This window comes from Peptoniphilus stercorisuis, from assembly GCF_017874395.1.
Lineage (GTDB): Bacteria > Bacillota > Clostridia > Tissierellales > Peptoniphilaceae > Anaerosphaera > Anaerosphaera stercorisuis.
In genome coordinates, this window is sequence record NZ_JAGGLJ010000017.1 from 14708 (window position 1) to 38293 (window position 23586).

A 23586-nucleotide genomic window follows, 5' to 3' on the forward strand; every position below is an offset into this window, starting at 1 on the left:
AATTTCATATATCAAAACATATAGTATAATATAATTGAGGTGTATTATGGAAAATTTAAAAGATTATGGTTTAGTTTTAGAAATGGAAAACTTAAACAAATATACTAGTTTTCATATAGGAGGACCTGCAAAAGCTTTAGTCTTTCCTAGAGATGAAAAATCCTTAATAGAAATAATAAAAATTTGTAAATCAGAAAATTTAAAATATATAGTTTTAGGAAATTGCACAAATGTACTTGTATCTGATAAGGGCTATGATGGAGTAGTTATTATGCTAAAAAATGTCCTTGATAATATTGATATAAATGAAGATACAATAGAAGCAGGAGCAGGAGCAACTTTAAGAAGTGTTGCAAATACAGCATTATCTTATAGTCTAACTGGATTTGAGTTTGCTCATGGAATTCCAGGATCAGTAGGTGGTGGTGTCATTATGAATGCTGGTGCCTATGATGGTGAATTAAAAGATATTGTTGAAAGTGTAAGAGTTTTAGATGATAATTTAAATATAATAGAACTTTCAAATGAAGATATGAATTTTTCATATAGAACAAGTGTTGCTCAAGAAAATAATTATATTGTATTATCTGCAAAGTTTAAATTAGTTAAGGGAGATTCTATAAAAATCAAAGAAAAAATGGATGATTTATGGAATAGAAGAGTTACTAAACAACCTTTAGAATGGCCTTCTGCTGGTTCTACATTTAGAAGACCTAAGGGATATTTTGCAGGAAAATTAATTGATGATTCTGGACTTCGTGGTTTTACACATGGAAATGCCAGTATTAGTGATAAGCACTGTGGATTTGTAATAAATAAAGGTGGAGCTACTGCTAGAGAAGTTCGAGAGACTATAGAAACTGTTCAAAAAATTGTAAAAGACAATTATGGTGTTGAACTTAAACGTGAGGTTAAATATATAGGTGATAATTAATGGAAATATTAGTTATAACAGGAATGAGTGGAGCAGGTAAATCTCAAGCATTAAATGCTCTTGAAGATCTTGGATATTTTTGTATGGATAATTTACCACCAGCTTTAATTCCAAAATTTGCAGAAATTGCATCAGCAACTGACTATATATCTAAAGTGGCTGTTGTAGTAGATGTAAGATCTGGAAGGTTTTTTGATGACTTATACTCATCTTTAGAAAAACTTAAAGAAATGGAAATAAATTATAAGATATTTTTCTTAGATGCAGATGAAGAAAAAATAATTAGAAGATATAAAGAAAAGAGAAGACCACATCCTTTAAATGAATCTATTGTAAAGGGATATAATCTTGAGGTTGATTTATTAAGTGATATAAAGAAAAAATCAGATTATATAATAAATACAACAAATTATTCTATAAAAGATTTAAAAAAGAGTATTCGAGAAATATTAGAAGTAAAGGAAAAAAATGCACTTAAAATATCAATTAATTCCTTTGGATTTAAAAATGGAATATTACTTGATGCAGATATGGTTTTTGATGTTAGATTTTTGCCAAATCCCTATTATTTAGATGATTTAAGAAAACTTGATGGAACTAATGAAGAAACTAAAGAATATGTAATGAAATGGGATGTTACAAAGGACTTTATAGACAAGTCTATTGATATGCTTGATTTTTTAATTCCAAATTATTTAAAAGAGGGAAAAAGTATATTAGTAGTAGGATATGGATGTACTGGTGGATTTCATAGATCTGTTGTAATAGCAAATGAAATAGGAAAAAGACTTAAAGTCTTAGGACATAATGTAGTAATATCACATAGGGACAAAGATATTTATGAATGAAAAAATAGTTGTAATTGGCGGTGGAACTGGTATTTCAGCAATATTAAGAGGTGTAAAGAAATACAGTAAAAATATATCGGCAATTGTTGCAATGACAGATGATGGTGGAGGATCTGGAATTTTAAGAAATGATCTTGGAATGCTTCCTCCAGGAGATGTTAGAAACTGTCTTGTTGCACTTGCTAATACTGAGCCTGCCATGGAGAAGTTATTTCAATATAGATTTGATATGGGAAGTTTAGAAGGTCAAAATTTTGGAAATATTTTTATTGCAGCTCTTAATAATATATATGGAAGTTTTGATGCAGCTCTTCGTGAAATAGGAAATGTATTAAAAATTACAGGAAGAGTTATACCTGTTACACTTGATAATGTTCATTTAGTTGCAAAGTTTGCAAATGGAGATAAATGTCTTGGTGAATCTATAATTCCAAAAATGTGTTATAAATTAGATACAGAAATTTTAGAGGTAAGTTTATTTCCAGAAGTGCCAAATGCAAATAAAAAAGCCCTAGATGCAATACTTGAAGCTGATAAGGTGCTTTTAGGTCCTGGAAGTTTATATACATCTATAATTCCGAATTTAGTTGTTGACGGAATTAGTAAGGCATTATATGATACTAAAGCTGAAAAAATATATATAGCAAATGCCATGACTCAAAGAGGAGAGACAAATAACTATTCTATAAAAGATCATATACTTGCAATAGAAAAACATAGTTTTAAAAATATAATAAATACTTGTCTTGTAAATGATCATGAAATTTCAAAGGATATATTAGATAAATATTTAGATAAAGACAAATCTAAAAGAATAGAACTTACAAAAACAGATATAGATTTTTTAAATAAAAGAAATATAAATTTAATTGTAGATGATTTTATTGAAGAAGTAGATGGCTTTGTAAGACATAGTGGAGAGAAAGTAGCTAGACAAGTTATAAATGAAGCTTAATGTTGTAAAAATACAACAACAATGGTATTATTTAAACATTGAGAAGGAGTGTAAGAATGAGAAAGTATAGAAAGAGAGAGCACATAGAAAATTATCTAAGGACTACATTTGTAGGTAATCCTATGTTTGAAGACGTATTTTTATATCACAATTCACTTCCTGAGTGTGACTTCTATGAAATAGATACATCTACAACATTTCTAAATAAAAAAGTAGATTTTCCACTTATGATAAATGCAATGACAGGTGGAAGTGATTTTTCTGAAGATATTAATGAATCTCTTGCAGAAGTTGCAAGAAAATTTAATATTCCAATGGCAGTTGGATCAGAAACAATAGCACTTGAAGATGAAGATGCTAAAAAATCCTTTTCTATAGTAAGACAGATTATGGGAGATGGAATTGTACTTGCAAACTTAAGTGGACGTGCAAGCGTTGAAGATGCTAAGCGTGCAATAGAAGTTGTTCAAGCTGATGGAATTCAAATACATTTAAATCCAGCCCAAGAACTTGCAATGGATGAGGGAGATAGATCCTTTAAAAATATATTAGATAATATAGAAAGTATTGTAAAGGGAGTAGAAGTTCCTGTAATAGTAAAAGAAGTTGGTTTTGGAATATCACAAGATGTTGCAAAAAGACTTTATAGTGTTGGAGTTAGAAATATTGATGTATCAGGTTTTGGTGGTACAAACTTTTTAGAAGTAGAAAATTTAAGAGCACCAGAAAACGATCTATCAGAATTGTATTCCTGGGGAATACCAACAGCTATGAGCTTAATTGAAGTTTCAGCACTAAATTATGATGAACTTAGTATTATTTCATCAGGTGGAGTAAAAAGCTCACTTGATGTAGTAAAAAGTATAGTCCTTGGAGCATCAATGGTTGGAATAAGTGGAGAAATCTTAACTTATCTAATACATGGTGGATATGAATATACAATGCAATATATTGAAAATTTAATATATAAATGTAAGATGATTATGACACTTACAGGAGCAAAAAACATTTCAGAATTAAAAAATTTAGACTATAAAGTAACAGGAAAATTAAGAGAACTTGTAGACTATGATAAATAAAATTTAAGGACTATCTAGGATAGTCTTTTTTTTGTAGAAAAAAGAGGATAAAATGAAAGAAAATATAAAATAAACAATATATAAACTAGAAAATAATTTAATAAATAATGATTTAAGAGTAGATAAAGACTTCTTAGATGAAATATTACATAAAGACTATATGGAAGTAGGAAGTTCTTAAAATATATATAAGAGAAGATTACTTTAATGAAGATTTAGCAGGAATAAGATATTTAGAAATAAGTGATTTTTCCATAGATATCTTAAAAGAAGATTTAATAATATCTCACTATATAGTAAAAGATAATGAAAGAAAAAATATGACAATTAGAACATCTATTTGGAAAAATGAAGATAATAAATAGAAGATTGTTTTCATCAAGAAACAGTGTCAAAGGATAAATATAAATAAATTAACTAGATGTTTTTAATTATCTAGTTAATTTGGTCGAAATTCAATATCAATATCTAAATTATTATAAGAATGAGCTATATTATTTTTTATAGAATTTAATATTTTATTACTTTCATTAATAGTTAAATCGCCATTTAAATAGGCACTATCAGAGCAGTAATATTTATTATTTCCATAATTGTGTATCATAATATCATGAACAGAAGAAATCTTAGGTTCTGAAAGTATAATATCTGACAGATTCTTAGTTAAATCTAAATTTTCATGATTTCCAATTAAAAGTTTAGAAATATCAAGCATTGTCTTAAAACCTGTAAAAATTATTAAAGCTGAAATAATAATTCCCATATATCCATTTAAATTAATATCTGAAAAATTTGAAATAATATAAGAAATTAAAGTTGCAGTACTAATTAACTTATCTGAAAAACTATCTTAATACAAAGCTCTTAATGTTATAGAATTAATTTTTTTTGAAGTGATTTTACTTTGTATTCCAATTATAAATTTTGAAATAATTGAAAAAATTAAAACTATTAAAGCACTATTATTAAAGATAATATTATTACTATTAAAATTTATAGTAGTATATTTAATAAGTTCTATTCCAACAGAAATAGTAATTAAAGAAACTATAAAACCAGCTAAATATTCAGCACGACCATATCCAAAAGGATAGTAGTGATTATTTTTCTTTTTGGCAAATCTAAAGCCAATTATAGAAAGTATAAAAGACAAGCTATCTAACAAATTATTAAAAGCCTCTGCAATTATTGCACTACTATTTGTAATAATACCTACAAAGAGTTTTGTTATAAATAAAATTATATTTATTATAGTGCCAAATATACTAAGTTTTATACCTTTATTTTCACGATTATTCATATTTCACCTCTATTTATAGACTTTCATTGATTTTTTTTAATAAAGAATATAAATTTTCTTTTTCATCTTCATTAAGAGATTTAAATATTGATTTTTCATTTTCATCTCTTATTTTTGTTATATTTTTTAATTCTTCCTTGCCCTTATCAGTAATAAATAATCTAATAATTCTAAGATCCGTATCATCTTTTTTTCTATATATTAAATCTTTATTTTTTAGCTTGCTCACTAGTTCTGTCATAGAAGATGCTTTAATATTAATAATACTTGCAATTTCTTTTTGAATTATCCCTGGATTACTATTAATAATTTCAAGAATATTTATTTGAGCATGAGACAAATTTAAATCTTGAGATAGGGAATTGTGAGATATATTTCTCATAATATTATTTATTTTTCTAATTTCACTATATAATTTTTTATCAATCATAATATCCTCCAAAAATATACTTAGGTACCAAACTATTATTATAATATCATTTTTAATATTTTTGTCAATTGAATATTAATTTTAAAAATAATGATATTTATTTATCAAAATATGTTATTATAATAATACATTTTTAATATAAAAATATTTTTTCTAATTATATATTATTAGAAAAGATGTATAGAAAATAGTTTTAAAAGGTGATTGTATGAAAAAGTACACTGTTTTAATAGTCTATACTCTAGTTAGTTTAATTGCTCTAAGTTATATATACCTAGAAGTAGAAGATAGAGCTAATGGCTTTATAGTAGGATATAGTGTAGAAAAAAAGGACGAACTCTTTGACAATTTAAATGAAGATGAAATAAATAATCTTGTAAGAGATATTTCAGATAATTTAGTTAAGAGAAAAAGTGCCACGAAAAAAAATCAAGAAATGGCAATAGACAAGTTTAAGAAAAGAGGACTAATAGACAGTAAGGAAGAAGAAAATTTCATTAGAAGAAATTTAATTATTGAAATTAATTAATTAATTAATTAATAAAAGTACAGTTTAAACTGTACTTTTATTTTTTATCATATTAGAAATTTTTTCTTTAAATTCCTTTGTATATTCTCTTGGATTTTCAGATTTCATTATTGCAGAAACTGTGCAAATACCATTAATATTACTATTTTCTAAAACTTTATAATTAATATCATTAATTCCACCAATTGCAAATACTGGAATATTAGTATTATCACAAATTTCATTAAGAGTTGAGATTTTAGTAATTATAGTTTTAACTTTTGTTGTTGTATTAAAAATTGCTCCAACTCCAAGATAATCTGCACCATCATTTTCTGCTTCAATTGCTTGAGATAGAGTTTTTGTAGTTGAACCAATAATCTTGTCTTTTCCAAGAATTTTTCTTGCGTATTTTATATTAATATCATCTTGACCTAAGTGAATACCACTGGCATCTACAATAAGTGCAATGTCTATTCTATCATCAATTATAAGTGGAGTATTATATTTATCTGTTAAATTTTTAATCTTAAAGGCAATATCTAAAAACTCTCTATCAGATTTTGTCTTTTCTCTTAATTGAATTAAATCTACTCCACCAATTAATGCTTCTTCAACAATATTTAAAAATTTATCTTCTTCTAAATCACTACTATCTGTTATAAAATAAAGTGCTTGATTAAATTTCATAATTACTCCTTATATATTAAAAAGTTTGAATATTTTAAAATATCCTCATTAGAAATATTATAAATATTATCTAAAAACTCCACCAAAAAACTTCCAGGTCCTTTTGCATTTTGAGAAAGTTCTGCTGCTATATTTATTATTAAAGTAGATAATAGTACAGACTCAATATTTTTTGAAACAGATAAAAAGCAAGATACAATATTTGTAAGCATACATCCAGATCCTGTAATATTAGATAGTTTTTCGCTACCATTTTTAACAATATAAGTTTTATCTGAATTTGAAATAATATCATATTTTCCAGTTATCAAAACTATCGAATTAGTTTTATTAGATAAATTCTTTGCAATTTTAACTGAATTATCTAAATTATTTAAATTTATTTTATCTTTTTCTCCAACATCTACTCCCTTGGGATTTGATTTTAAATTTAGAAAAGATTTAATTTCAGACATATTTCCTTTAATTACATTAGGTTTATAATTATTTATTATATTTTTAGAAAGATTAAGTCTTAAGTCACTAATACCAACGCCAACTAAGTCAATAATAAAGGGAATATTATTTTCATAGGCAGTTTTTGAAGAAATTTCAATAGATTTAATTCTTGCATCTGTAATATTTCCAAGATTAATAGCAAGTGCATCACTTTTTTTAGTAATATTAGAAACTTCAAGGGGATGCTCTGCCATTATTGGTTTTGCACCTAATGCAATTATTACATTTGCACATTGATTTATGGAAATTGGATTTGTAATTGAGTGAATAAGTGGAGAGTTTTCTAATAATTTATTTCTCATGTATAATATTTCTTTTAGATTTTGCATAAATATTAACTCCTAGTTTAGATTGAATTGTATAAAGCATTCCATTTTTACTAAGGGCTTTTAAAAATAAAAATGCAATAGTTCCTCCAATTAATGTTGCAAGTACAAAGGATGGAACATAGAAAAACCAAGTTAGATCTGATTTTCCCCATATTAAAGTCATAACAGGATAAGAAATAACAGATCCAATAAATCCTGTTCCAATAATTTCTCCAATAACTGCAGCTATTATTTTTCCATTAGAAAGTCTGTAGAATATTCCTGATAAAAATGCTCCAAAGACAGCTCCTGTAAGTGCAAGTGGGGGAATACCCATAAATATCATTCTGATAATTCCAATAAGTGTTGCACAAAGAAGGCTATACCAAGGCCCTAAAAAAACTGAACAGGTTATATTAATAAGATGAGCCATAGGACAAAGTCCCTCTACTCTTAAAATTGGAGAAATAACTACACCCATTGCAACAAGCATTGCAAGAGTTACATTTCTAAGTAATTGCGAATTTTTTTTCATAAAAATACCTCCTATAATTTGATCTTTATATAAAGAAAAAAACATAGGTATCCTAAATAGCTTTTCTTCTTCATATAAAGATATAAAAAAGTCGGTCGAAACTTTATAGTTTCCTCTCACCCTGAAACACAGGTTCCCTCGCTATTTAGTTTTTTTAAATAAATAAAGGTGCTCGCCAATATTTACTAGAAGTGGGCATAAAAAAAGGACATACATAGAGTATATCCGTAATTTCCAAGAAAGAATATATCCCTACGTCGGCATTATCCGAATCAGGTTATGGGTCGAAGTTTAACTTCCTCTCAGCAATTGCTCCCCTTCTAGAAATATTATAGCATAAATTTTAATAAAGTAAAATAAATATAATAGTGTATGAGGAAATGGTTTTCTAGACTATAAAATAATAGACTAAAAATCTTATATATATTTGAGAAAATAATTTAAAAAAAAATATATAAAATTAATATTTAGAAAGAATTTTTTGAAAAATAAATTAAAAATTTGGGTAAATTATAGATAATTAATTAGTTTTTAATTATAATTTTGAATTTAAAAGAGAAAAAAGATTAAGTTATTCTAAAATAGAAAACTTTAACCATTTCGTAATTAGGAAAATGTTATATTAGGTGGTAAAATAAATATAGAGAGTATAATTTATTTTGTAGGGAAATTTTGTGAGGCGGAGGTTTATGAAAAAAAGAAGCTTATTAAGTATTATATTATTATCTTTAATATTAACTTCTTGTAGTAATGCTATTGAGAATAAAGAATTCCAAGAAGGATTAAATCTTATGGAAAATTCAAAATATGAAGAGGCAATAGAGTCTTTTAATTTGGCTAAGGAAAGTGGATATGAAAATATATCTGAAATAGATCAAATTATAAAAACTATTAAAAGGTATAATATTGCAAAAAATAGCTTTGATAAGGGATATTATGATTATTCTGAAAAACTTCTAAATGAAATATATGATTATGAAAATCTTCCTATAAAAGATGATATAGATAATTTGAAAAATGAAATATCAGATTTACATAAGAAAAATGAAAATATTGCTTTAGAAAAAAAGCTTGAAGAAGAAAAGAAAATAAAAGAAGAAAAATCTATTGCAGCTAAAAAAGAAATAGAAGAAAAAAAGAACAAGATAAAAGAAAAAGGTAAAGACATTGTAAGAAATAAGATTTCAGAAAAAAACAATGAAAAAATAGAAGATAGTAAAGAAAATAATACTAAAAACTCTAAAGAAAACAACAAAGAAAATAAGAAAGAGAACAACTTGGAAAATAGGAATAAAGAGGATATTATTGGTGAAAAATCAAAGGTATTAAGTGTAGAAGATGCGAAGTTGAAATTAAATAATTACATAGGAATATCTGATGAAAAAGCATATATTGTACATAATACTAAAGGTGATGCAATAAAAGATGATGAAAAATGGTACTTTTTTGAGATTAGATATAGAGATAATGATGAAGTAGATAATTGGTATTTTGTAAGTTCAAAAACTGGAGAAATAACTTTAGAGATTTAAGAGCCCAAGGGGGCTCTTTTTATATATAGAAAAAAATTAAAACTTTCTTAATAAAAATTTAATATACTTATTTTATAATTAAATGAAAAGAAAGGAGAATTTATGAGTTCAATATTTTTAAAAACTACAATGATGATTCTTATGGTATTAGATCATATTTCATATTTTATATCACCAGAAATGTCCTCAGTATTTCATTTAATTACAAGGCCTGTAGCTCCAGTATTTGCATATTTATCAGTAGAGGGATATCTTCATACTAAGAATATTAAAAAGTACTTATTTAGGCTTTATGTAGCGGCTTTTATTATATTTATTGGAAATTTTTTATTAAATAATTTTGTAATTGAAAATGAACTATATTATGTTCACAACAATATAGTGATGACTCTTGCCTTAGGTGTAAGTGCATTATATTTATATGACAATATATGTATAAATAAATTATTAAATATTTTTCTATTAACTATAATCTTAATTTTGTCATTATTTACAGAAGGTGGAATTATTATAGTTCCCTTTATGTTAATATCTTATATATTTAGAAATAATAATAAAAAAAGAAATATGATATTAATTGCAATTACAGCTTTTTTACTTCCAACAGCCTTAGTTTCCTATGATTCAATTAAAGAAACACTAGATATGTTTTTTATGAATTCAGATATCTTAGCACCAATAGCAGGACTACCTTTTATATATTTATATAATGGGAAAAAGGGAAGTGATTCGAAGTTTTTTAAATATATTTTTTATGTATTTTATCCAATGCATCTTTGGATTATAGCTATTGTTGCAGATAAATTAATATAAAAATAAGACTGCTTAAACAGTCTTATCTTTTTCTATAATAAAGTTTCTTAAATTTACAAGTTCTTCATAATTATATAAAAATTTAATTTTTTCTGATTTTATAGAATTGTCTTTAGGCTTATCTTCTATTACAAAATACATAAAAGTTTCAGCTAAATCTTCAACTGGATTTGTAGCTGCATAATCTGATACAAATTCATTTTCATGCTCTAGATAAAAATCATATATTAATTCTTGCTTTTCTTCCTCAGATAGATAATCTCTTTGTGTTTTATCTAAATAATTTCTGTGATTCTTCCAAAATTTATTATAAAAAACATTTAAATAAGAGTCTTTTTTAAGACTACCTTCATCTATTGTATAAGTTTCTGCATATTGATTTAAATCATCTTCTATTTGAGTATTATTAAGACTTATAAGATGCATAAACTCATGAATTAAAGTATTTCTAAACTCAGTATTAAAATTGCCTTTATAATCGATTGAATCTCTTAAATCAACTGCTATAATCCATTTGTTTAATATTTCTTCATCATTGATTACATAGGCAAGTGTATCTTCGTAGCCATCTGTATAGATTTCTAGCTTTGATATAAAATCAATATAATCTTTTGGGATTATAGTTTTAATATAGCTCCAGATTTTTTCATATAAAATAATATCAGATTTATTTTCAATGTTTTTTGTAATATTTAGTTCCTTATTTTCAATACCTATTAAATTAAATTTAACATTGTTTTCTTCAAGGCTATTATCTATAAAGTAAGGATCTACATTATTTTTAATAAGTAATTTGCCTCTTTCTTCTTCTAAAATTTTAATTTTATCTTTATAATCATATAAATTTTCAATAACTTTTGAATTATTTAATTTATCAATTTTTTCATTTAGAGAATTTATATCTTCTGAAATACTTAATGCTTTTTCATAGTCGTTTTTATTAAAATTCTTTTTATTTTCTTCTAAATACTCCTTATAATCGGTGTAAGGAAGAGAAATATTAGCATTTTTAATTTCATTATTTAATTCTTCTATTAATTCATAGTATTTATTTATATTTTTTCTATTTATTTTAAGATTATTAATTTCATTTACTTTTTCATTTAATTTATCTATGTCTTTATTATTTAGTTTATTATAATCAATACCAAGATAAGTTTTTAAATCAATATTATTTTCATAATCAAGTGGTGCATAGTCATAGATAAACTTTGATATAAAAAAACCTAGAATTAAAAGTAATATAAAATATCTTTTTTTCAAAAAATCACATCCTTTAATTTAATTATTTAATTATAAAAGATAAAAGTTAAAAAGACTACTATAAAGTAGTCTTACAATTATTTAATATAAAATTTTTAATATCAATAAGCTCTGTATAAGTATATAAAAATCTAATTTTTTGAGATTTAATACTATTGTCTAGAGGAATATCGCTTTTTATAAAATATATAAAAGTTTCTGCTATATCTTCAACAGGATTTGAAGAAGCATATTTAGTTATAAATTCATCTTTATTTAGTGAATAAAAGTTATTTGTTAAAATATTGTATTCTTCAGAATAGGGTTTAATAGATTCTTCTTTTTTTACATAATCCTCATGCTTAGACCAAAATCTATTGTAAAAATCATTTAATATAGCATCTTCTTTTAGTTTGCCCTCTGCAATAGTATAGGTTTTAGAAGTATTAGAATTATCCATTTGAGAATTATTTAAAGTTATAATATGCATAAATTCATGCATTATAGTTTCTTTTATTCTTTCGTTTAAAACTCCATCATTTTTAAAAGAATCATTAATATCTACACATATCATCCATTTATTATCTCTATTAATATCACTTGTAACATAGGCAAGAGTATTTTCGTAACCATCAGTATAGAGCTCAAACTTTGAGATATAGTTTAAGTATTTAGATGGAACAATTTCTTTTATACATTTCCAAATATCAAAACATTTATTCATATCATTAGATGAATTATGTGAAAAAATTTCTTCGTTTTTAACTTCTAGTTCATGAAATACTTTTTCTCCTAAATCTACAGAAGAACTTGCTATATTATAATAATTTTTATTTTCTAAAATATTATTAAAATCATTACTGTAAATTTTAGTATTTATAAAAAAGTTAAGTATTATAAATAAAAATATTAATTTTTTTGTTATTATTTTTCTTATTCTCATAGGCACCACCTTTAAAGTAAAACTGTTTTTAAATTAAACAATATTTTAATGTTAAAAAAATACCCAGTGAAAATAAAAAATAATCAGTTTTAAATAAAAAAAAGACTGCTTTTAGCAGCCTTTTCTCATTATTGAATAAATATTTATTCCTTTTTCAGTTAATTTTCCAGTAATAATTCTAATATTGTCATAATTTAAAACTGCACTAAATCCAAGTTTTGTAAATTCAATATTAGAAAGAAAATCAAAACTTTTAATAAATTCTTGAATTTCAGGATCCATTGATCTATCAATTCCAAAACTAACTAAAAAATTTTCATTATCTCCATTTTTAAATATATTATTTTCCATATTTTCTCCTATTAAAATCCTCCAGCAGATCCTCCACCAGTAGATCCTGTTCCTCCAGATGAGATTCCACCACCAAAGGAAGTAACACCTGATTCATTTCCTACAAAACTTCTATTCATCTCTTTTTGCATATTACTATTATTTGTTCCAATCCAATAAAGTGGTATAAATAATGCAGTATTAATATTAAATTCATCTTTAAGATAGTTTATTCTTTCAAAGGTTAATCCAAAAGCTATTGAATATATTATTAATTTTTCTTTTTCTATTTCACTATAATTTTCAAAGTTTTTTTCTTTAGATAATTTTTTATATATCTCTTTATAATAGCTTGATTGTTCTTTTCCAAGAGCTGGTTGAGTTGATAATAGCTTTATAGAAATATAGAAAACTAAAACACTTAATAAAATCACTAATAATCCAAGTAAATTTCCAAAAATAATTCCAACTATACCTAATACTAGAAATAGTATTGAAAGAAGTAAGGAAATTATTCCCACTACGACATTTGTATAATTTGTAGATTTAAGCCCTTTATTAATTAAGTCTTTATTTAATTCATCTAAATATTTTGCGAATTTTTTATTATAATCAGATGAAGAGTCTTTTCTATATTCATTTAGATCCTTTGATGAAAAAGTATCACGTTTATCAAATAACATATTATATAAATATTTTTCAGAATTTGTCAATTCATTAATATCTTTATTTGTTTTTTTATAAATATAGTTATTTCTTTTTTTCTTTTTCTTCTTTGTAATATATTCTTTTTCATATATATTTAAATATCCTTCTCTTTCAAAGTTTAAAAGAGTCGCTAAAATAAAATTATAAGAATTGTTATTTCCAAGAATTAAAGAAGACGCTTCAGCAGGTGATAATTTCATAATATGACCTAGAGTATTATCATCTGATTTTTGACTTTTAGATTTTTTATAAAATATACTAATTATTAATGTAAAAGCAACTATTATTGAAGTTGTTATTTTGTTTATAGGATTTGTATTAAAACCATTTTCATTAAAATTTTCTAAATCTGATAAAGAAAGATCTCTTTCATTTGTAGAGTATTTTATAGATTCTAGAGGGATTTGTGTATTAATTGACAAATAATCTCCATCTTCTAAATCATGAGCTAATAGTGTAATAGTGTTTTTATCTTTTATTAGTTCACTATTTTTTGCATCAGCTTTTACTTTTAGATTTTCAAAATTAATGTCTTTTGCCTCTATTGTTCCCTTGAAATTTTTAATTGGTGTGTCAATTTTTGACATGAAATTATAAGAAATAAATCCAGTGTCATTTCCTTTAATAGCAGCATTATTTAAAGTATAAGATATCTTAACATTAACTTTTTCATTCCAAGGTATAAATATTTTAATTTTTAAATTATTATCTATATCCTCTAGAGAATACTTATATAAATCTCCATTTTGTGCCTTATTATCAAGTTTAAAAGTCTTATTATTAGAACTTATTTTAAGATTTGTAATTCCATCAGACTGAGCATAATATATAGTTCTATATACACCATTCATATTAGTATCAGAGATTAGGCTTAAATTTTCTTCGATTTCATAATCTCCATTTTCTTCAAGTTGTAATTTAGTATTTAAATTTTCAATTTCAACAGATTTTCCAAAGACAATATTTGGAATAAATATTAATATTAAAAAAAGAATAATACTTCGTTTTTTCATAGGAGCCTCCTTTAATTTAATAAAATAATTATAACATATTTTGTATTTAAAAATTTTGGGTATAATGTAATTGGTATAATTAAGATTAAAATGATAGAATCTGAAATGTTTATATAGATAATAGGAGGAATAGAAATGTATGATTTAATAATTTTAGGTGCAGGACCAGCAGGACTTAGTGCAGGACTATATGCAGGAAGAGCTAAACTTAAAACTTTAATTATAGAAAAATCTATTGAAGGTGGACAAATTTCAGGAACTACTGATGTTGAAAACTATCCAGGAATAGAACTTATATCAGGTATGGAAATCGGAATGAATATGAGAAAACAAGCAGAGAATTTTGGATGTGAGTTTATATCAGAAGAAATAATTGAAGTTAGCTTAGAAGATGATATTAAAAAAGTAAAAACTTCATCTAATGAATATGAAGCAAAATCTGTTATTCTTGCAACTGGTGCAGAAGCTAGAAAAATGGGCGCTCCAGGTGAAGAAGAGTTTGCAGGAAGAGGAGTTTCTTATTGTTCAACTTGTGATGCTGCTTTTTATGAAGATTTTGATGTATATGTAGTTGGTGGAGGAGATGCAGCTTTAGATGAGGCTTTATTTATTGCTAAATTTGCTAAAAATGTATATATAATTCACAGACGTGATGAACTTCGTGCAAGTAAATCTCTTCAAGAAAGAGCTTTTGCAAATGAAAAAATCCACTTTATTTGGGATACAGTAGTTGAAGAAGTAAAGGGAGATAAAATTGTAAATGAATTAATTTTAAAAAATACAAAAACAGGTGAAATTACTTCTATAAAAGCAGAAGCAGAGCCTTTTGGAACATTTGTATTCATAGGATATATTCCAGAAACAAAACTATATGAAGGTCAAATTAATATGGAAAATGGATATATATTAACAGATGATGAAATGAATACTAATATTAAAGGTGTATTTGCAGCAGGAGATTTAAGAAAGAAAACTGTAAGACAAGTTGTAACTGCAGCTGCAGACGGTGCAATTGCAGGAATTAATGCAGAAAAATATATCGCTGAAAAAGAGGGAACTCTTTATGAAGGATTTAAAGAAGAAAATTAAGAATAAAAATAAAAAAGGCTATCTTAGATAGCCCTTTTTTATTGTATTTTTTCGCCTGTTAAAATTTCTATTAAATTTTTAACCTTAATAGGTGTTTGTATTTTATATTTACCAGGTTTAAATTTATAAAATACATTATAATCTTTTGCATTTTGTGAAAAAGTTGAGGCACTTTGAATAACTCCAAGACTTTGAAGCTTTTTGCCAACAGCATCTGCAGCAGCACCTTCTAATATTTCAAATTCATATTCTTTAGATTCTGTATTTGTAAGAGTAAGAATTGTATCTCTTATTTTAGAATCCTTTTTAATTTCAAAAGAACCAGCTACAAATTTGCTATTAAGTCCCATAGTATCTACAAGAGATTTAAAAGAACTTAAGCTAGTCATAAGATTATTTTCAATTAAAATATTTCCAATATCATCAATACTTGAATTTTCAGGAATAGTAATAGTTAAAATATTAGAATTTTTATTACTATCTTCATCAAGTAATTGTTGAGGTGTTGTAACTTGATCTTCTATTTCACCATTTTTTAAAGTCAAAATATCCTTTTTAGTTTTTTGAAATTCATCAACTAAGGAAAAGTTAATTTTATTTTCTGAAAGACTATTTATGTAAAGCGCATCTATTCTCCATTTTACAATAAAACATAATATAGCAATAAATAGTAAAACAAAGAAAAGTTGTAATATTTTAAATAAAAAGTCACTAATTTTACCAAACATATTTAAATTAACCCTCTTTTCTTTTATATTTTATATATTTCATACATATTGATATAATATAAGTATTATAACAGATAGAAAAGATAAGGTGAATGAATATGAGAGAAATTTTTGTAGGACCAAATGATGCAGGACAAAGAGTAGATAGATTTTTAAAGAAATATTTTGAAAAGGCGAACTTGTCCTTTATATATAAAAATCTAAGAAAGAAAAATATTGTAGTTAATGGAAAAAAGGTAAAACCAGAAGATGAGCTAAAGGAAGGAGACTCTATAAAATTATTTTTAAGTGATGAAACTATAAATAAATTTAAAAGAGAACCTGTAAATTTAAGAAGTAATAAATTCCCAAATATTATATTTGAAGATGATAATGTAATATTAATAGAGAAAAAGTCTGGAATATTGTCACATAATGCTTCTAAGGAATTTGAAAAAAATGCAGTAGATTCAATGATAGATTATTTAATTGCAAAGGGAGATTTCAATCCAAGAGTTGAAAAATCCTTTAGACCAGCAGTATGTAATAGACTAGATAGAAATACATCTGGAATATTAATAGGTGCAAAAAATGCAGCTACTTTAAGAGCACTAAATAGTGCCATTGCAAAAAATCAAATAGAAAAATATTATCTAGCTTTAGTTAGAGGAAATGTAAAAAAAGATTTTATAGATAAATCCTATTTATTAAAAGATGAAGAAAAAAACAAGGTATATGTAAAAGATAAAAAAGTAGAAGGATCTAAAGAATCTGAAACTAGATTTAGAAAAATTGCAAATAGTGAATTTTATTCTCTTTTAGAAGTAAATTTAATAACAGGAAGAACTCATCAAATAAGAACTATATTAAATAATTATAATCATCAAATTGTAGGTGATAGAAAATATGGAAATAAAAGAACTAATGACTATTTTATTAAAGAATATTCCTATGACAGTCAATTCTTACACAATTACAAAGTAAGTTTTAAAGGACTTGAGAAAGAGCTTTCTTATTTAAATAATAAGTCTTTTTATTGTGAACTTCCAAGTAAGGAAAGTAGTATTATAAAAGATATATTTGGAGATTTGAATTTGGAGGAAAAATGAGAACTCTATATACTTGTAATATAGGATTTGAAAATATAAAAATCGAAGAATTTTTGTTAGAAAAGATAAAAAAAGGCGAAGAAATAATTTATATATTGCCAACTATTGATGCAATAGAAAAAACTAAAAGAGAATATATAGATAAATTAGGTGGATTTTTTAATTTGACATTTCACACTTTTGATTCTATCAAAAAATCAATTACAATTACAAAACCAGTAGACGAACCCTTTAGTTTATATATTGTTTCAAATATTTTAAAAAATAATAATTATAAGTATTTAACACCTGTAACAGATGGATTAATAGAAAAAACTATGAATTTTATAAAAAGAGCAAAAGAGGAATTAATAGATCCATTTGCTCTTTTAAATTCTAAGTCTTTTTTCTTAAAAGAACTTGCAGATGTATTAATTAAATATAATGAATTTTTAGAAAATTATAATTTATGTGATGGTCTTGAATATGATTTAGACTATAAAAGATTAAGAAATAAAAAATTTAAAAATGTAATAGTAAATGGATTTTATACATTTAGAGAAATTGATTTATTAATACTTAAAAATCTAAGTGAAAATTCAAATATTATTGTAAATATCTCATATTATTTTGATAATTTAAAAATTTTACAAGATACAAAAAAAAGAATTTTAGAATTTGGTTTTTCAGAAGAAAAGCTTTATTGTGATTTAAGTTTAAATGATTTAATAAATAAAAATAGGAATAAATTAAATTTTATATCTGAAGAAAATGAATTTTTAGAAGCAAGGGCAATTTATCAAGAACTAAAATGTGAAAATATAAATAATAATATAGCCTTTGAAAATATGGCTATTATACTAGCAAGTAAAAATAATAATATTTTGAATTTAAGAGATAGAGAAAATCTAGATCTAAATATTAAAAGTATAGAGGTTAAAAATTCGCCAATTATATCAGAGTTTAAAAATATATTAGACTTTTTTATAGAGAAATCAAGGGAAAATATAATTCGACGAATTAATTCTAATTATTTTAAAATTACAGAAAATATTGAAGAGATAGAATATGAAATATTAAAGATGAATTTTAATAATTTAGATGAATTAATAGAAAATACGAAAGAAGCAGTTGAAATTAATGAAGAAAATTTAGAAGAATTTTTAAACTTAGTTGATAAATTAAAGAAAAAACCAATGAAAAATGGTGGATTTAAATACTATTCTCAGTATTTTAGAAAATATTTAGACTATGCAAGTGACTATGTAAATGAAATATATGAAATTTTTAATAATGATGAATATTTAAAAAGAGATATGAATATTATTAGTTCTATTAATAATATATTAGATAGACTTGAAGAGTTTGATATCTTCTTTAAAGATGTAGATATTAATATATATATAAATATTTTAAAAGTCTATATAGATAGTATTACTATTGACAATAGAAACTATTTTGCAACATCTCAAATATCTTTAATAGAGTCTTTATGCATAAAATATGATGTGTCTTTTTTAGCTGGTTTAGTTGAAAGTTATCCAAACTATAAAGAGGGTAATTTTATTTTTTCACAAGAAAATAAATCTATTTTAAAAGAACTTGGAATGAAGTCTGAAGATGATTTATATATTTATGAAAATGAGCTTATAAAGATTATTAGTTTAATAGAAAATTCAAAAAAAGTTTATTTATCTACATCATCAAGGGAAAGCAGAAGTGTTTTTTTAGACTTATTAAATGAAAATAATGATAGAAATATAAGAAAAAACATTTCAACAGATTTTTCAGATTTATTTTTTGAAATTTTAAAAGATGGTAGAAATTTTAATGAAGAAAAAGTAGCACATTTAAAATCACTTGGTGAAATTAAAAACTTAAATAAAAGAATTTATCCAGAACAAAATAGAAATAATAATGAATATGCAGGGATTATTTCAAATAATGCAAGAGATTTAATAAGAGATATATTAAAAAATAGAAACTTTAGTGCAAGTGATTTTGATTTATATAGCGAATCTCCCTTTAGATTTTTATTTGAGAGACTTTTAAATGTAGAGGAAATGAAAAGATCCTATGATGATGAATATTATATGGTATTAGGTAGTAACTATCACAAAATTCTTGAGATTTATTTTAAAAATTATCCTAATGAATATAATGAAAAGTTTATAGAAGAGATTTCTTATAATGTGTTTTTTGAGGATAAAATATTAAATGATAAACTTAATAGCCTTGAATCCTTAGAATATAATCAACATTTAGATATTATAAAAAGTTTTATTAAAAATGATTTAGACAATAGAAAAGGTGAAATTCCAAGTGAATTTGAGAGAAAATTTGAATTTAATATTGAAAATGTAAATATAGTAGGAAGAATAGATAGAATTGATTTTTTAAATAATAGTGAAATACTTATTGATTATAAAAGTGCATCTTCTCCTTCTAAAAATAAAATATTAAATGGAGAGTCTTATCAAATACCAATATATGCTATGGCAAGATATAAAAATCATAATGAAAATATAGCAGAGGCAAAGTATGGACGAATAAAGGAATCTAAATATATAAGTGTTCTAAAAAATAAAGATATTTTAGGTGGAAAAGCTAAAAATGATTTTACAAATGAAGAATTTAAGGACTTTTTAAATTTAACAGAAAGAAGAATACTTAAAATCTATGATGATATGTATAATGGCATATTTTTCTTTAAAGAGAGTAAATATAATAATATTCTAGATCTATGTAGAGGTGATAGTGTTGAGTAATTTAAATGAAATTCAAAAAAAGTCAGTATATACAATAGATACTAATCTATCACTTAAAGCAGGTGCAGGTACGGGAAAGACTAAGGTAATAACAGAAAGATTTTTAAATATATTAGAAAATGGAAATCTAAGTGCTGGAAGAGAATTTGATGAAGTTCTTGCTATTACTTTTACTAATAAAGCATCTGATGAAATGCGAGGAAGAATATTAAAGGAATTAAGTACTAGAAAAAATGAGGATAAATTTAAAAATTTATATAAGTATTTTTCTAAGGCAAATATTTATACAATACATGGATTTTGTACAAATATCATAAAAGAAAATCCATTAATTGCAAAAGTAGATCCAAATTTTGAAGTTTCAGATGAGAGAATGTCAAATTTGCTACTAAAAGAGTCTGTTGATTTAGTTTTAGAAAAAGAAATAGAAAATGAAGATTTAATTGAATTTTTAATAAAAAGAGAAGATGTAAACTTAACATCTCTATCAAAGGATTTATCTTTTTTATATAAAGATATAAGAAATAATGGATATAGAATAGAGGATTTAAAAAAATATCACAAGGACTATGTGGACTCTATAGAGTTAGGAGATTTTAGCAAACTTTTTGAATTTCTAGATGAATATGAAAAAGTAGTAACAGGAACTAAATTTAAAAAATTAATAAAAAGTGATGAATATATTGATTTTGTAAATAATCCCAGTTTAGACTATTTGCAAAATATTTCAGATTCTCTAGGAACAGGAAAATCACCTGAGCAAGAAAGTTTAAGAGAAAAAATAAATAGGGAAATATTATTTTTAAGTCAGGGATTAGAGCTTACTATAGAAAAATATTATATTTTAGTTTTTAATTTATTAGAAAAAATAGAAGAAGTTTATATAAAAAAGAAAAAGGAAAAATCTCTTTTAGATTATAGTGATTTACAGTTTATAGCTTTAGATGTAATAAAAAAAGTAGATAATTATAATTACAAATATATAATGATAGATGAATTTCAAGATACAGATAGGCTTCAAGTTGAGATTTTTACTTATTTATCTAATCTTTCAAAGGGAAAGGCAAATATTTTTGTAGTAGGAGATCCAAAGCAGTCAATTTATGGATTTAGAGGAAGTAATTTAGAAGAGTATTATAATTTTACTGACAAAATAAAAGAATCAAAGGGCAAAGAACTTGTAATGAAGGAAAATTATAGAAGTAGCCCTTCACTAATAGAAAGTTTTAATGAAATATTTAAAAATTTACTTAAAAAAGACTATGATCCATTAGTAGCTAGTGCAAAGTTTTCTGAGGAAAATATTTTAAATATTGAAGTTATTAGAAGTGATGAATTTGGAATTGAAATAAAAGATGAAAAGAAAAAAGAAGCTGTTTTTGTTGCAAATAAAGTTTTAGATTTAATAAATAGGGGAGAAAACCCATCTGAAATAGCAATTCTATTTAGAAGAAAAGCATATATAAGTTTATTTGAAGAAGAACTTTTAAAGCTAAATATTAGAGTAAATAATACAGCTCAAGATTTTGTTGGAAAAAGAGAAATAAAAGATATATTAATATTTTTAAAAGCTATTTCTAATAAAAGAGACTTTTTATCTTTATTATCCTATTTGCGAAGTCCAATAGTTGGATTAAATGACAATTCAATAGTTATAATTGCAAAGTATTTTAATAGAGAAGAATATTATATAGAAGATGAATATTTAAAACTATTAGATGAAAATGAAGAGGATTTATTTAGAGATGGATTTAATAAATTACTTAAAATTAAAAAATTAAAACCGCTTTTATCCTTAAAAGACTTTATAAAAGAGTCAATTAAAATAAGTGATTACTATGAAATTGCAGGAATGCTCTATGGATTATCAGCATCAAAAAATTTAGATAAACTTTTAAATTTAGCAGAAGATTTTGAAAATAAAATATCTGCTAATCTATTTGAGTTTATTGAATATTTAGAAGAAAGTGAAGTAAATGTTGAGGAAGAAGAAAATGCAGTAAATTTACTTACTATTCACAAGTCAAAGGGACTAGAATTTGAAAATGTAATAATTGCTGAAATGGACAATTCTTTTAATATAAAGAGCAAAAATAATTTTTTTGAATATTCTAATATAGGCCTTGGAATTAAATTTAATGATATAAATTCAAAATATAATTTAATATCTAATGAAAAAAAGGAAAAGTCCTTAGAAGAAGAAATTAGAATGTTTTATGTTGCAACAACAAGAGCTAAAAAAAGGCTGATACTTTCTCTTGTAAATATAGAAGAGAATAAAATATATAATAATACTTATTATGATTTGTTTTTAAAATCAAATTTTAAAAATGTAATAATAAGCCCAATGGAAATTAGAGAGTCTAATGGTATTAATAAGATATTATTAAGTGATGATTTTATAAATACTAAAGAGAAATTTAAAGAAAAATCAATTATAAGAAATAATTATATAAATAAGACAAAAAAAGTTAGATATTATTCTGCTACTTCTTATATGGCCTTTAAAAGAAGTAAAGAGGAGTATTTTAGAAAATATATTTTAGGTGAGGATATAATAAATCCAAGTAATTATGCAGTAGAAAGTAAAATATTAGATCCTATTATTAGAGGAAATATAGTACATGCCTATGCAGAGTTAAATCCAAAAAATATAGATGAATTTATAAGAAATTCTCTTAGAAATTATGGAGTATTAGAAAGTATTGAAAATATAAATTTATTAAAAGAGCAGTTTAAAAACTATGAATTATCTTTAAAAGAAGAGGTAATAGGTAGAGAAGTTGAATTTTATTATCCAATTACTAATGGAGTAATCCATGGAGTAATAGATCAAATAAGAAGAGATGAAGATGATAATATATCAATAATTGATTTTAAAACTTCTTACAATAGTGATGAGGAACTTCGCAAGTATTATTATCCTCAACTTCAAATATATACATTGGCTTTTGAAAAAATATCTGGCAAAAAAGTAAAAGAAGCAAAACTTTTATTCTTGTCAAATAATGAAGAGTTTAATGTGGATATTTCAGAAAAAAGTATAAAAGAAACAATTAAAGACTTTGAAGAATATATAAATTTTGTTGAAAATCACAATGAACTTAAAGATTATATAGATTAAAATATTATAGTAATTTTTTGAAAAACCTCTATTTTTAGAGGTTTTTTTATTGTAAATAGAAAACCCCCAGTTAGACTGGGGGTTCCGTAAAGCTTTAGCGTTAATTCTCTAAAAATTAAAAAACCTCTAGTGATAAAATAATAT

General features: G+C 24.0%; 22 protein-coding genes and 1 riboswitch. Of the genes, 11 read left to right on the plus strand and 11 right to left on the minus strand.

All coding sequences use genetic code 11. The annotated features are described in order from the left end of the window. The first annotated feature begins 46 nt into the window (after window positions 1-46). From murB to fni, 4 genes are read left to right on the plus strand one after another with little or no spacing between them, the layout of a single operon-like run. Window positions 47-934: a UDP-N-acetylmuramate dehydrogenase gene (gene murB / locus J2Z71_RS07695; RefSeq protein ID WP_210061792.1), complete on the plus strand. Its 888-nt coding sequence runs from the start codon at window positions 47-49 to the stop codon at window positions 932-934. Next, the gene (gene rapZ / locus J2Z71_RS07700) at window positions 934-1782 is read left to right on the plus strand and encodes an RNase adapter RapZ (RefSeq protein WP_210061793.1); all 849 of its coding nucleotides are present in this window, start codon (window positions 934-936) and stop codon (window positions 1780-1782) included. Before murB ends, rapZ begins: the two co-directional genes overlap by 1 nt. Beyond that, the gene (locus J2Z71_RS07705; RefSeq protein WP_210061795.1) at window positions 1775-2737 is read left to right on the plus strand and encodes a gluconeogenesis factor YvcK family protein; all 963 of its coding nucleotides are present in this window, start codon (window positions 1775-1777) and stop codon (window positions 2735-2737) included. The genes rapZ and J2Z71_RS07705 overlap by 8 nt, the downstream gene beginning before the upstream one ends. Before the next feature lie 56 nt (window positions 2738-2793). Further along, the gene (gene fni / locus J2Z71_RS07710; protein WP_210061797.1) at window positions 2794-3816 is read left to right on the plus strand and encodes a type 2 isopentenyl-diphosphate Delta-isomerase; all 1023 of its coding nucleotides are present in this window, start codon (window positions 2794-2796) and stop codon (window positions 3814-3816) included. 439 nt (window positions 3817-4255) lie between these two features. On the opposite strand, the gene J2Z71_RS07715 is transcribed toward fni, so the two are convergent. The 3 genes from J2Z71_RS07715 to J2Z71_RS07725 all read right to left on the minus strand — a co-directional run bounded on the left by J2Z71_RS07715 (window position 4256) and on the right by J2Z71_RS07725 (window position 5546). Continuing rightward, the gene (locus J2Z71_RS07715) at window positions 4256-4579 is read right to left on the minus strand and encodes a cation transporter dimerization domain-containing protein (protein ID WP_210061799.1); all 324 of its coding nucleotides are present in this window, start codon (window positions 4577-4579) and stop codon (window positions 4256-4258) included. Between the two features lie 87 nt (window positions 4580-4666). Continuing rightward, window positions 4667-5116, minus strand: coding sequence for a cation diffusion facilitator family transporter (locus tag J2Z71_RS07720; protein ID WP_210061808.1), 450 nt, complete (start codon window positions 5114-5116; stop codon window positions 4667-4669). A gap of 13 nt (window positions 5117-5129) precedes the next feature. Beyond that, window positions 5130-5546 (minus strand): MarR family winged helix-turn-helix transcriptional regulator, encoded by a 417-nt coding sequence (locus tag J2Z71_RS07725; protein WP_210061809.1) that lies wholly within the window; start codon window positions 5544-5546, stop codon window positions 5130-5132. Window positions 5547-5754: 208 nt separating this feature from the next. Here J2Z71_RS07725 and J2Z71_RS07730 point away from each other — a divergent pair, with 208 nt between their 5' ends. Beyond that, window positions 5755-6075 carry a hypothetical protein gene (locus J2Z71_RS07730; protein WP_210061811.1) on the plus strand — a complete coding sequence of 107 codons (321 nt, stop codon included), beginning with the start codon at window positions 5755-5757 and terminating at the stop codon, window positions 6073-6075. Window positions 6076-6099: 24 nt separating this feature from the next. Here J2Z71_RS07730 and thiE read toward each other — a convergent pair whose 3' ends face one another. Genes thiE through thiW form a run of 3 tightly spaced genes read right to left on the minus strand, consistent with a single transcriptional unit; the run spans window position 6100 to window position 8085 of the window. Then, window positions 6100-6744: a thiamine phosphate synthase gene (gene thiE / locus J2Z71_RS07735; protein WP_210061819.1), complete on the minus strand. Its 645-nt coding sequence runs from the start codon at window positions 6742-6744 to the stop codon at window positions 6100-6102. 2 nt (window positions 6745-6746) lie between these two features. After that, window positions 6747-7571: a hydroxyethylthiazole kinase gene (gene thiM, locus J2Z71_RS07740; protein WP_210061821.1), complete on the minus strand. Its 825-nt coding sequence runs from the start codon at window positions 7569-7571 to the stop codon at window positions 6747-6749. Next, the gene (thiW, locus tag J2Z71_RS07745) at window positions 7534-8085 is read right to left on the minus strand and encodes an energy coupling factor transporter S component ThiW (RefSeq protein ID WP_210061830.1); all 552 of its coding nucleotides are present in this window, start codon (window positions 8083-8085) and stop codon (window positions 7534-7536) included. The genes thiM and thiW overlap by 38 nt, the downstream gene beginning before the upstream one ends. 232 nt (window positions 8086-8317) lie before the next feature. Beyond that, a riboswitch (TPP riboswitch) is annotated at window positions 8318-8414 on the minus strand. A 360-nt stretch (window positions 8415-8774) separates the two neighbouring features. On the opposite strand from thiW, the gene J2Z71_RS07750 reads away from it, so the two are divergent. After that, window positions 8775-9617: a hypothetical protein gene (locus tag J2Z71_RS07750; RefSeq protein ID WP_210061832.1), complete on the plus strand. Its 843-nt coding sequence runs from the start codon at window positions 8775-8777 to the stop codon at window positions 9615-9617. A gap of 102 nt (window positions 9618-9719) precedes the next feature. After that, the gene (locus J2Z71_RS07755) at window positions 9720-10430 is read left to right on the plus strand and encodes a TraX family protein (protein ID WP_210061834.1); all 711 of its coding nucleotides are present in this window, start codon (window positions 9720-9722) and stop codon (window positions 10428-10430) included. Between the two features lie 12 nt (window positions 10431-10442). Here the strand turns inward: J2Z71_RS07755 and J2Z71_RS07760 are convergent, their stop codons facing one another. From J2Z71_RS07760 to J2Z71_RS07775, 4 genes are all read right to left on the minus strand, one after another. After that, complete coding sequence (locus J2Z71_RS07760) at window positions 10443-11693, minus strand: hypothetical protein (RefSeq protein ID WP_210061836.1); 1251 nt, start codon at window positions 11691-11693, stop codon at window positions 10443-10445. Window positions 11694-11751: 58 nt separating this feature from the next. Further along, the gene (locus J2Z71_RS07765; RefSeq protein ID WP_210061838.1) at window positions 11752-12615 is read right to left on the minus strand and encodes a hypothetical protein; all 864 of its coding nucleotides are present in this window, start codon (window positions 12613-12615) and stop codon (window positions 11752-11754) included. A 111-nt stretch (window positions 12616-12726) separates the two neighbouring features. After that, on the minus strand, window positions 12727-12966 hold the full coding sequence (locus J2Z71_RS07770) for a hypothetical protein (protein WP_210061839.1): 240 nt from the start codon (window positions 12964-12966) through the stop codon (window positions 12727-12729). Window positions 12967-12977: 11 nt separating this feature from the next. Next, entirely contained in the window at window positions 12978-14666 is a 1689-nt protein-coding gene (locus J2Z71_RS07775; RefSeq protein WP_210061841.1) for a DUF2207 family protein, read from the minus strand. Window positions 14667-14801: 135 nt separating this feature from the next. Here J2Z71_RS07775 and trxB point away from each other — a divergent pair, with 135 nt between their 5' ends. Further along, a complete protein-coding gene (trxB, locus tag J2Z71_RS07780; RefSeq protein ID WP_210061842.1) occupies window positions 14802-15755 on the plus strand; it encodes a thioredoxin-disulfide reductase in 954 nt (317 codons plus the stop codon). Window positions 15756-15793: 38 nt separating this feature from the next. Here trxB and J2Z71_RS07785 read toward each other — a convergent pair whose 3' ends face one another. After that, window positions 15794-16483: an endolytic transglycosylase MltG gene (locus tag J2Z71_RS07785; protein WP_210061843.1), complete on the minus strand. Its 690-nt coding sequence runs from the start codon at window positions 16481-16483 to the stop codon at window positions 15794-15796. 98 nt (window positions 16484-16581) lie between these two features. Here J2Z71_RS07785 and J2Z71_RS07790 point away from each other — a divergent pair, with 98 nt between their 5' ends. Genes J2Z71_RS07790 through J2Z71_RS07800 form a run of 3 tightly spaced genes read left to right on the plus strand, consistent with a single transcriptional unit; the run spans window position 16582 to window position 23442 of the window. After that, window positions 16582-17571 carry an RluA family pseudouridine synthase gene (locus tag J2Z71_RS07790; protein ID WP_210061844.1) on the plus strand — a complete coding sequence of 330 codons (990 nt, stop codon included), beginning with the start codon at window positions 16582-16584 and terminating at the stop codon, window positions 17569-17571. Continuing rightward, window positions 17568-20318: a PD-(D/E)XK nuclease family protein gene (locus J2Z71_RS07795; protein WP_210061845.1), complete on the plus strand. Its 2751-nt coding sequence runs from the start codon at window positions 17568-17570 to the stop codon at window positions 20316-20318. Before J2Z71_RS07790 ends, J2Z71_RS07795 begins: the two co-directional genes overlap by 4 nt. Then, entirely contained in the window at window positions 20311-23442 is a 3132-nt protein-coding gene (locus J2Z71_RS07800; RefSeq protein WP_210061846.1) for a UvrD-helicase domain-containing protein, read from the plus strand. The genes J2Z71_RS07795 and J2Z71_RS07800 overlap by 8 nt, the downstream gene beginning before the upstream one ends. Window positions 23443-23586: the final 144 nt, after the last annotated feature.

Coding starts and splice junctions, on each gene's coding strand:
- J2Z71_RS07705 (WP_210061795.1), top strand. CDS start 1,775: ATGAATGAAAAAATAGTTGTAATTGGCGGTGGAACTGGTATTTCAGCA.
- J2Z71_RS07750 (WP_210061832.1), top strand. CDS start 8,775: ATGAAAAAAAGAAGCTTATTAAGTATTATATTATTATCTTTAATATTA.
- trxB (WP_210061842.1), top strand. CDS start 14,802: ATGTATGATTTAATAATTTTAGGTGCAGGACCAGCAGGACTTAGTGCA.
- thiE (WP_210061819.1), bottom strand. CDS start 6,744: ATGAAATTTAATCAAGCACTTTATTTTATAACAGATAGTAGTGATTTA.
- J2Z71_RS07720 (WP_210061808.1), bottom strand. CDS start 5,116: ATGAATAATCGTGAAAATAAAGGTATAAAACTTAGTATATTTGGCACT.
- J2Z71_RS07715 (WP_210061799.1), bottom strand. CDS start 4,579: ATGGGAATTATTATTTCAGCTTTAATAATTTTTACAGGTTTTAAGACA.
- thiM (WP_210061821.1), bottom strand. CDS start 7,571: ATGCAAAATCTAAAAGAAATATTATACATGAGAAATAAATTATTAGAA.
- murB (WP_210061792.1), top strand. CDS start 47: ATGGAAAATTTAAAAGATTATGGTTTAGTTTTAGAAATGGAAAACTTA.
- J2Z71_RS07770 (WP_210061839.1), bottom strand. CDS start 12,966: ATGGAAAATAATATATTTAAAAATGGAGATAATGAAAATTTTTTAGTT.
- J2Z71_RS07730 (WP_210061811.1), top strand. CDS start 5,755: ATGAAAAAGTACACTGTTTTAATAGTCTATACTCTAGTTAGTTTAATT.
- J2Z71_RS07775 (WP_210061841.1), bottom strand. CDS start 14,666: ATGAAAAAACGAAGTATTATTCTTTTTTTAATATTAATATTTATTCCA.
- thiW (WP_210061830.1), bottom strand. CDS start 8,085: ATGAAAAAAAATTCGCAATTACTTAGAAATGTAACTCTTGCAATGCTT.
- J2Z71_RS07785 (WP_210061843.1), bottom strand. CDS start 16,483: ATGTTTGGTAAAATTAGTGACTTTTTATTTAAAATATTACAACTTTTC.
- J2Z71_RS07765 (WP_210061838.1), bottom strand. CDS start 12,615: ATGAGAATAAGAAAAATAATAACAAAAAAATTAATATTTTTATTTATA.
- fni (WP_210061797.1), top strand. CDS start 2,794: ATGAGAAAGTATAGAAAGAGAGAGCACATAGAAAATTATCTAAGGACT.
- rapZ (WP_210061793.1), top strand. CDS start 934: ATGGAAATATTAGTTATAACAGGAATGAGTGGAGCAGGTAAATCTCAA.
- J2Z71_RS07790 (WP_210061844.1), top strand. CDS start 16,582: ATGAGAGAAATTTTTGTAGGACCAAATGATGCAGGACAAAGAGTAGAT.
- J2Z71_RS07755 (WP_210061834.1), top strand. CDS start 9,720: ATGAGTTCAATATTTTTAAAAACTACAATGATGATTCTTATGGTATTA.
- J2Z71_RS07795 (WP_210061845.1), top strand. CDS start 17,568: ATGAGAACTCTATATACTTGTAATATAGGATTTGAAAATATAAAAATC.
- J2Z71_RS07725 (WP_210061809.1), bottom strand. CDS start 5,546: ATGATTGATAAAAAATTATATAGTGAAATTAGAAAAATAAATAATATT.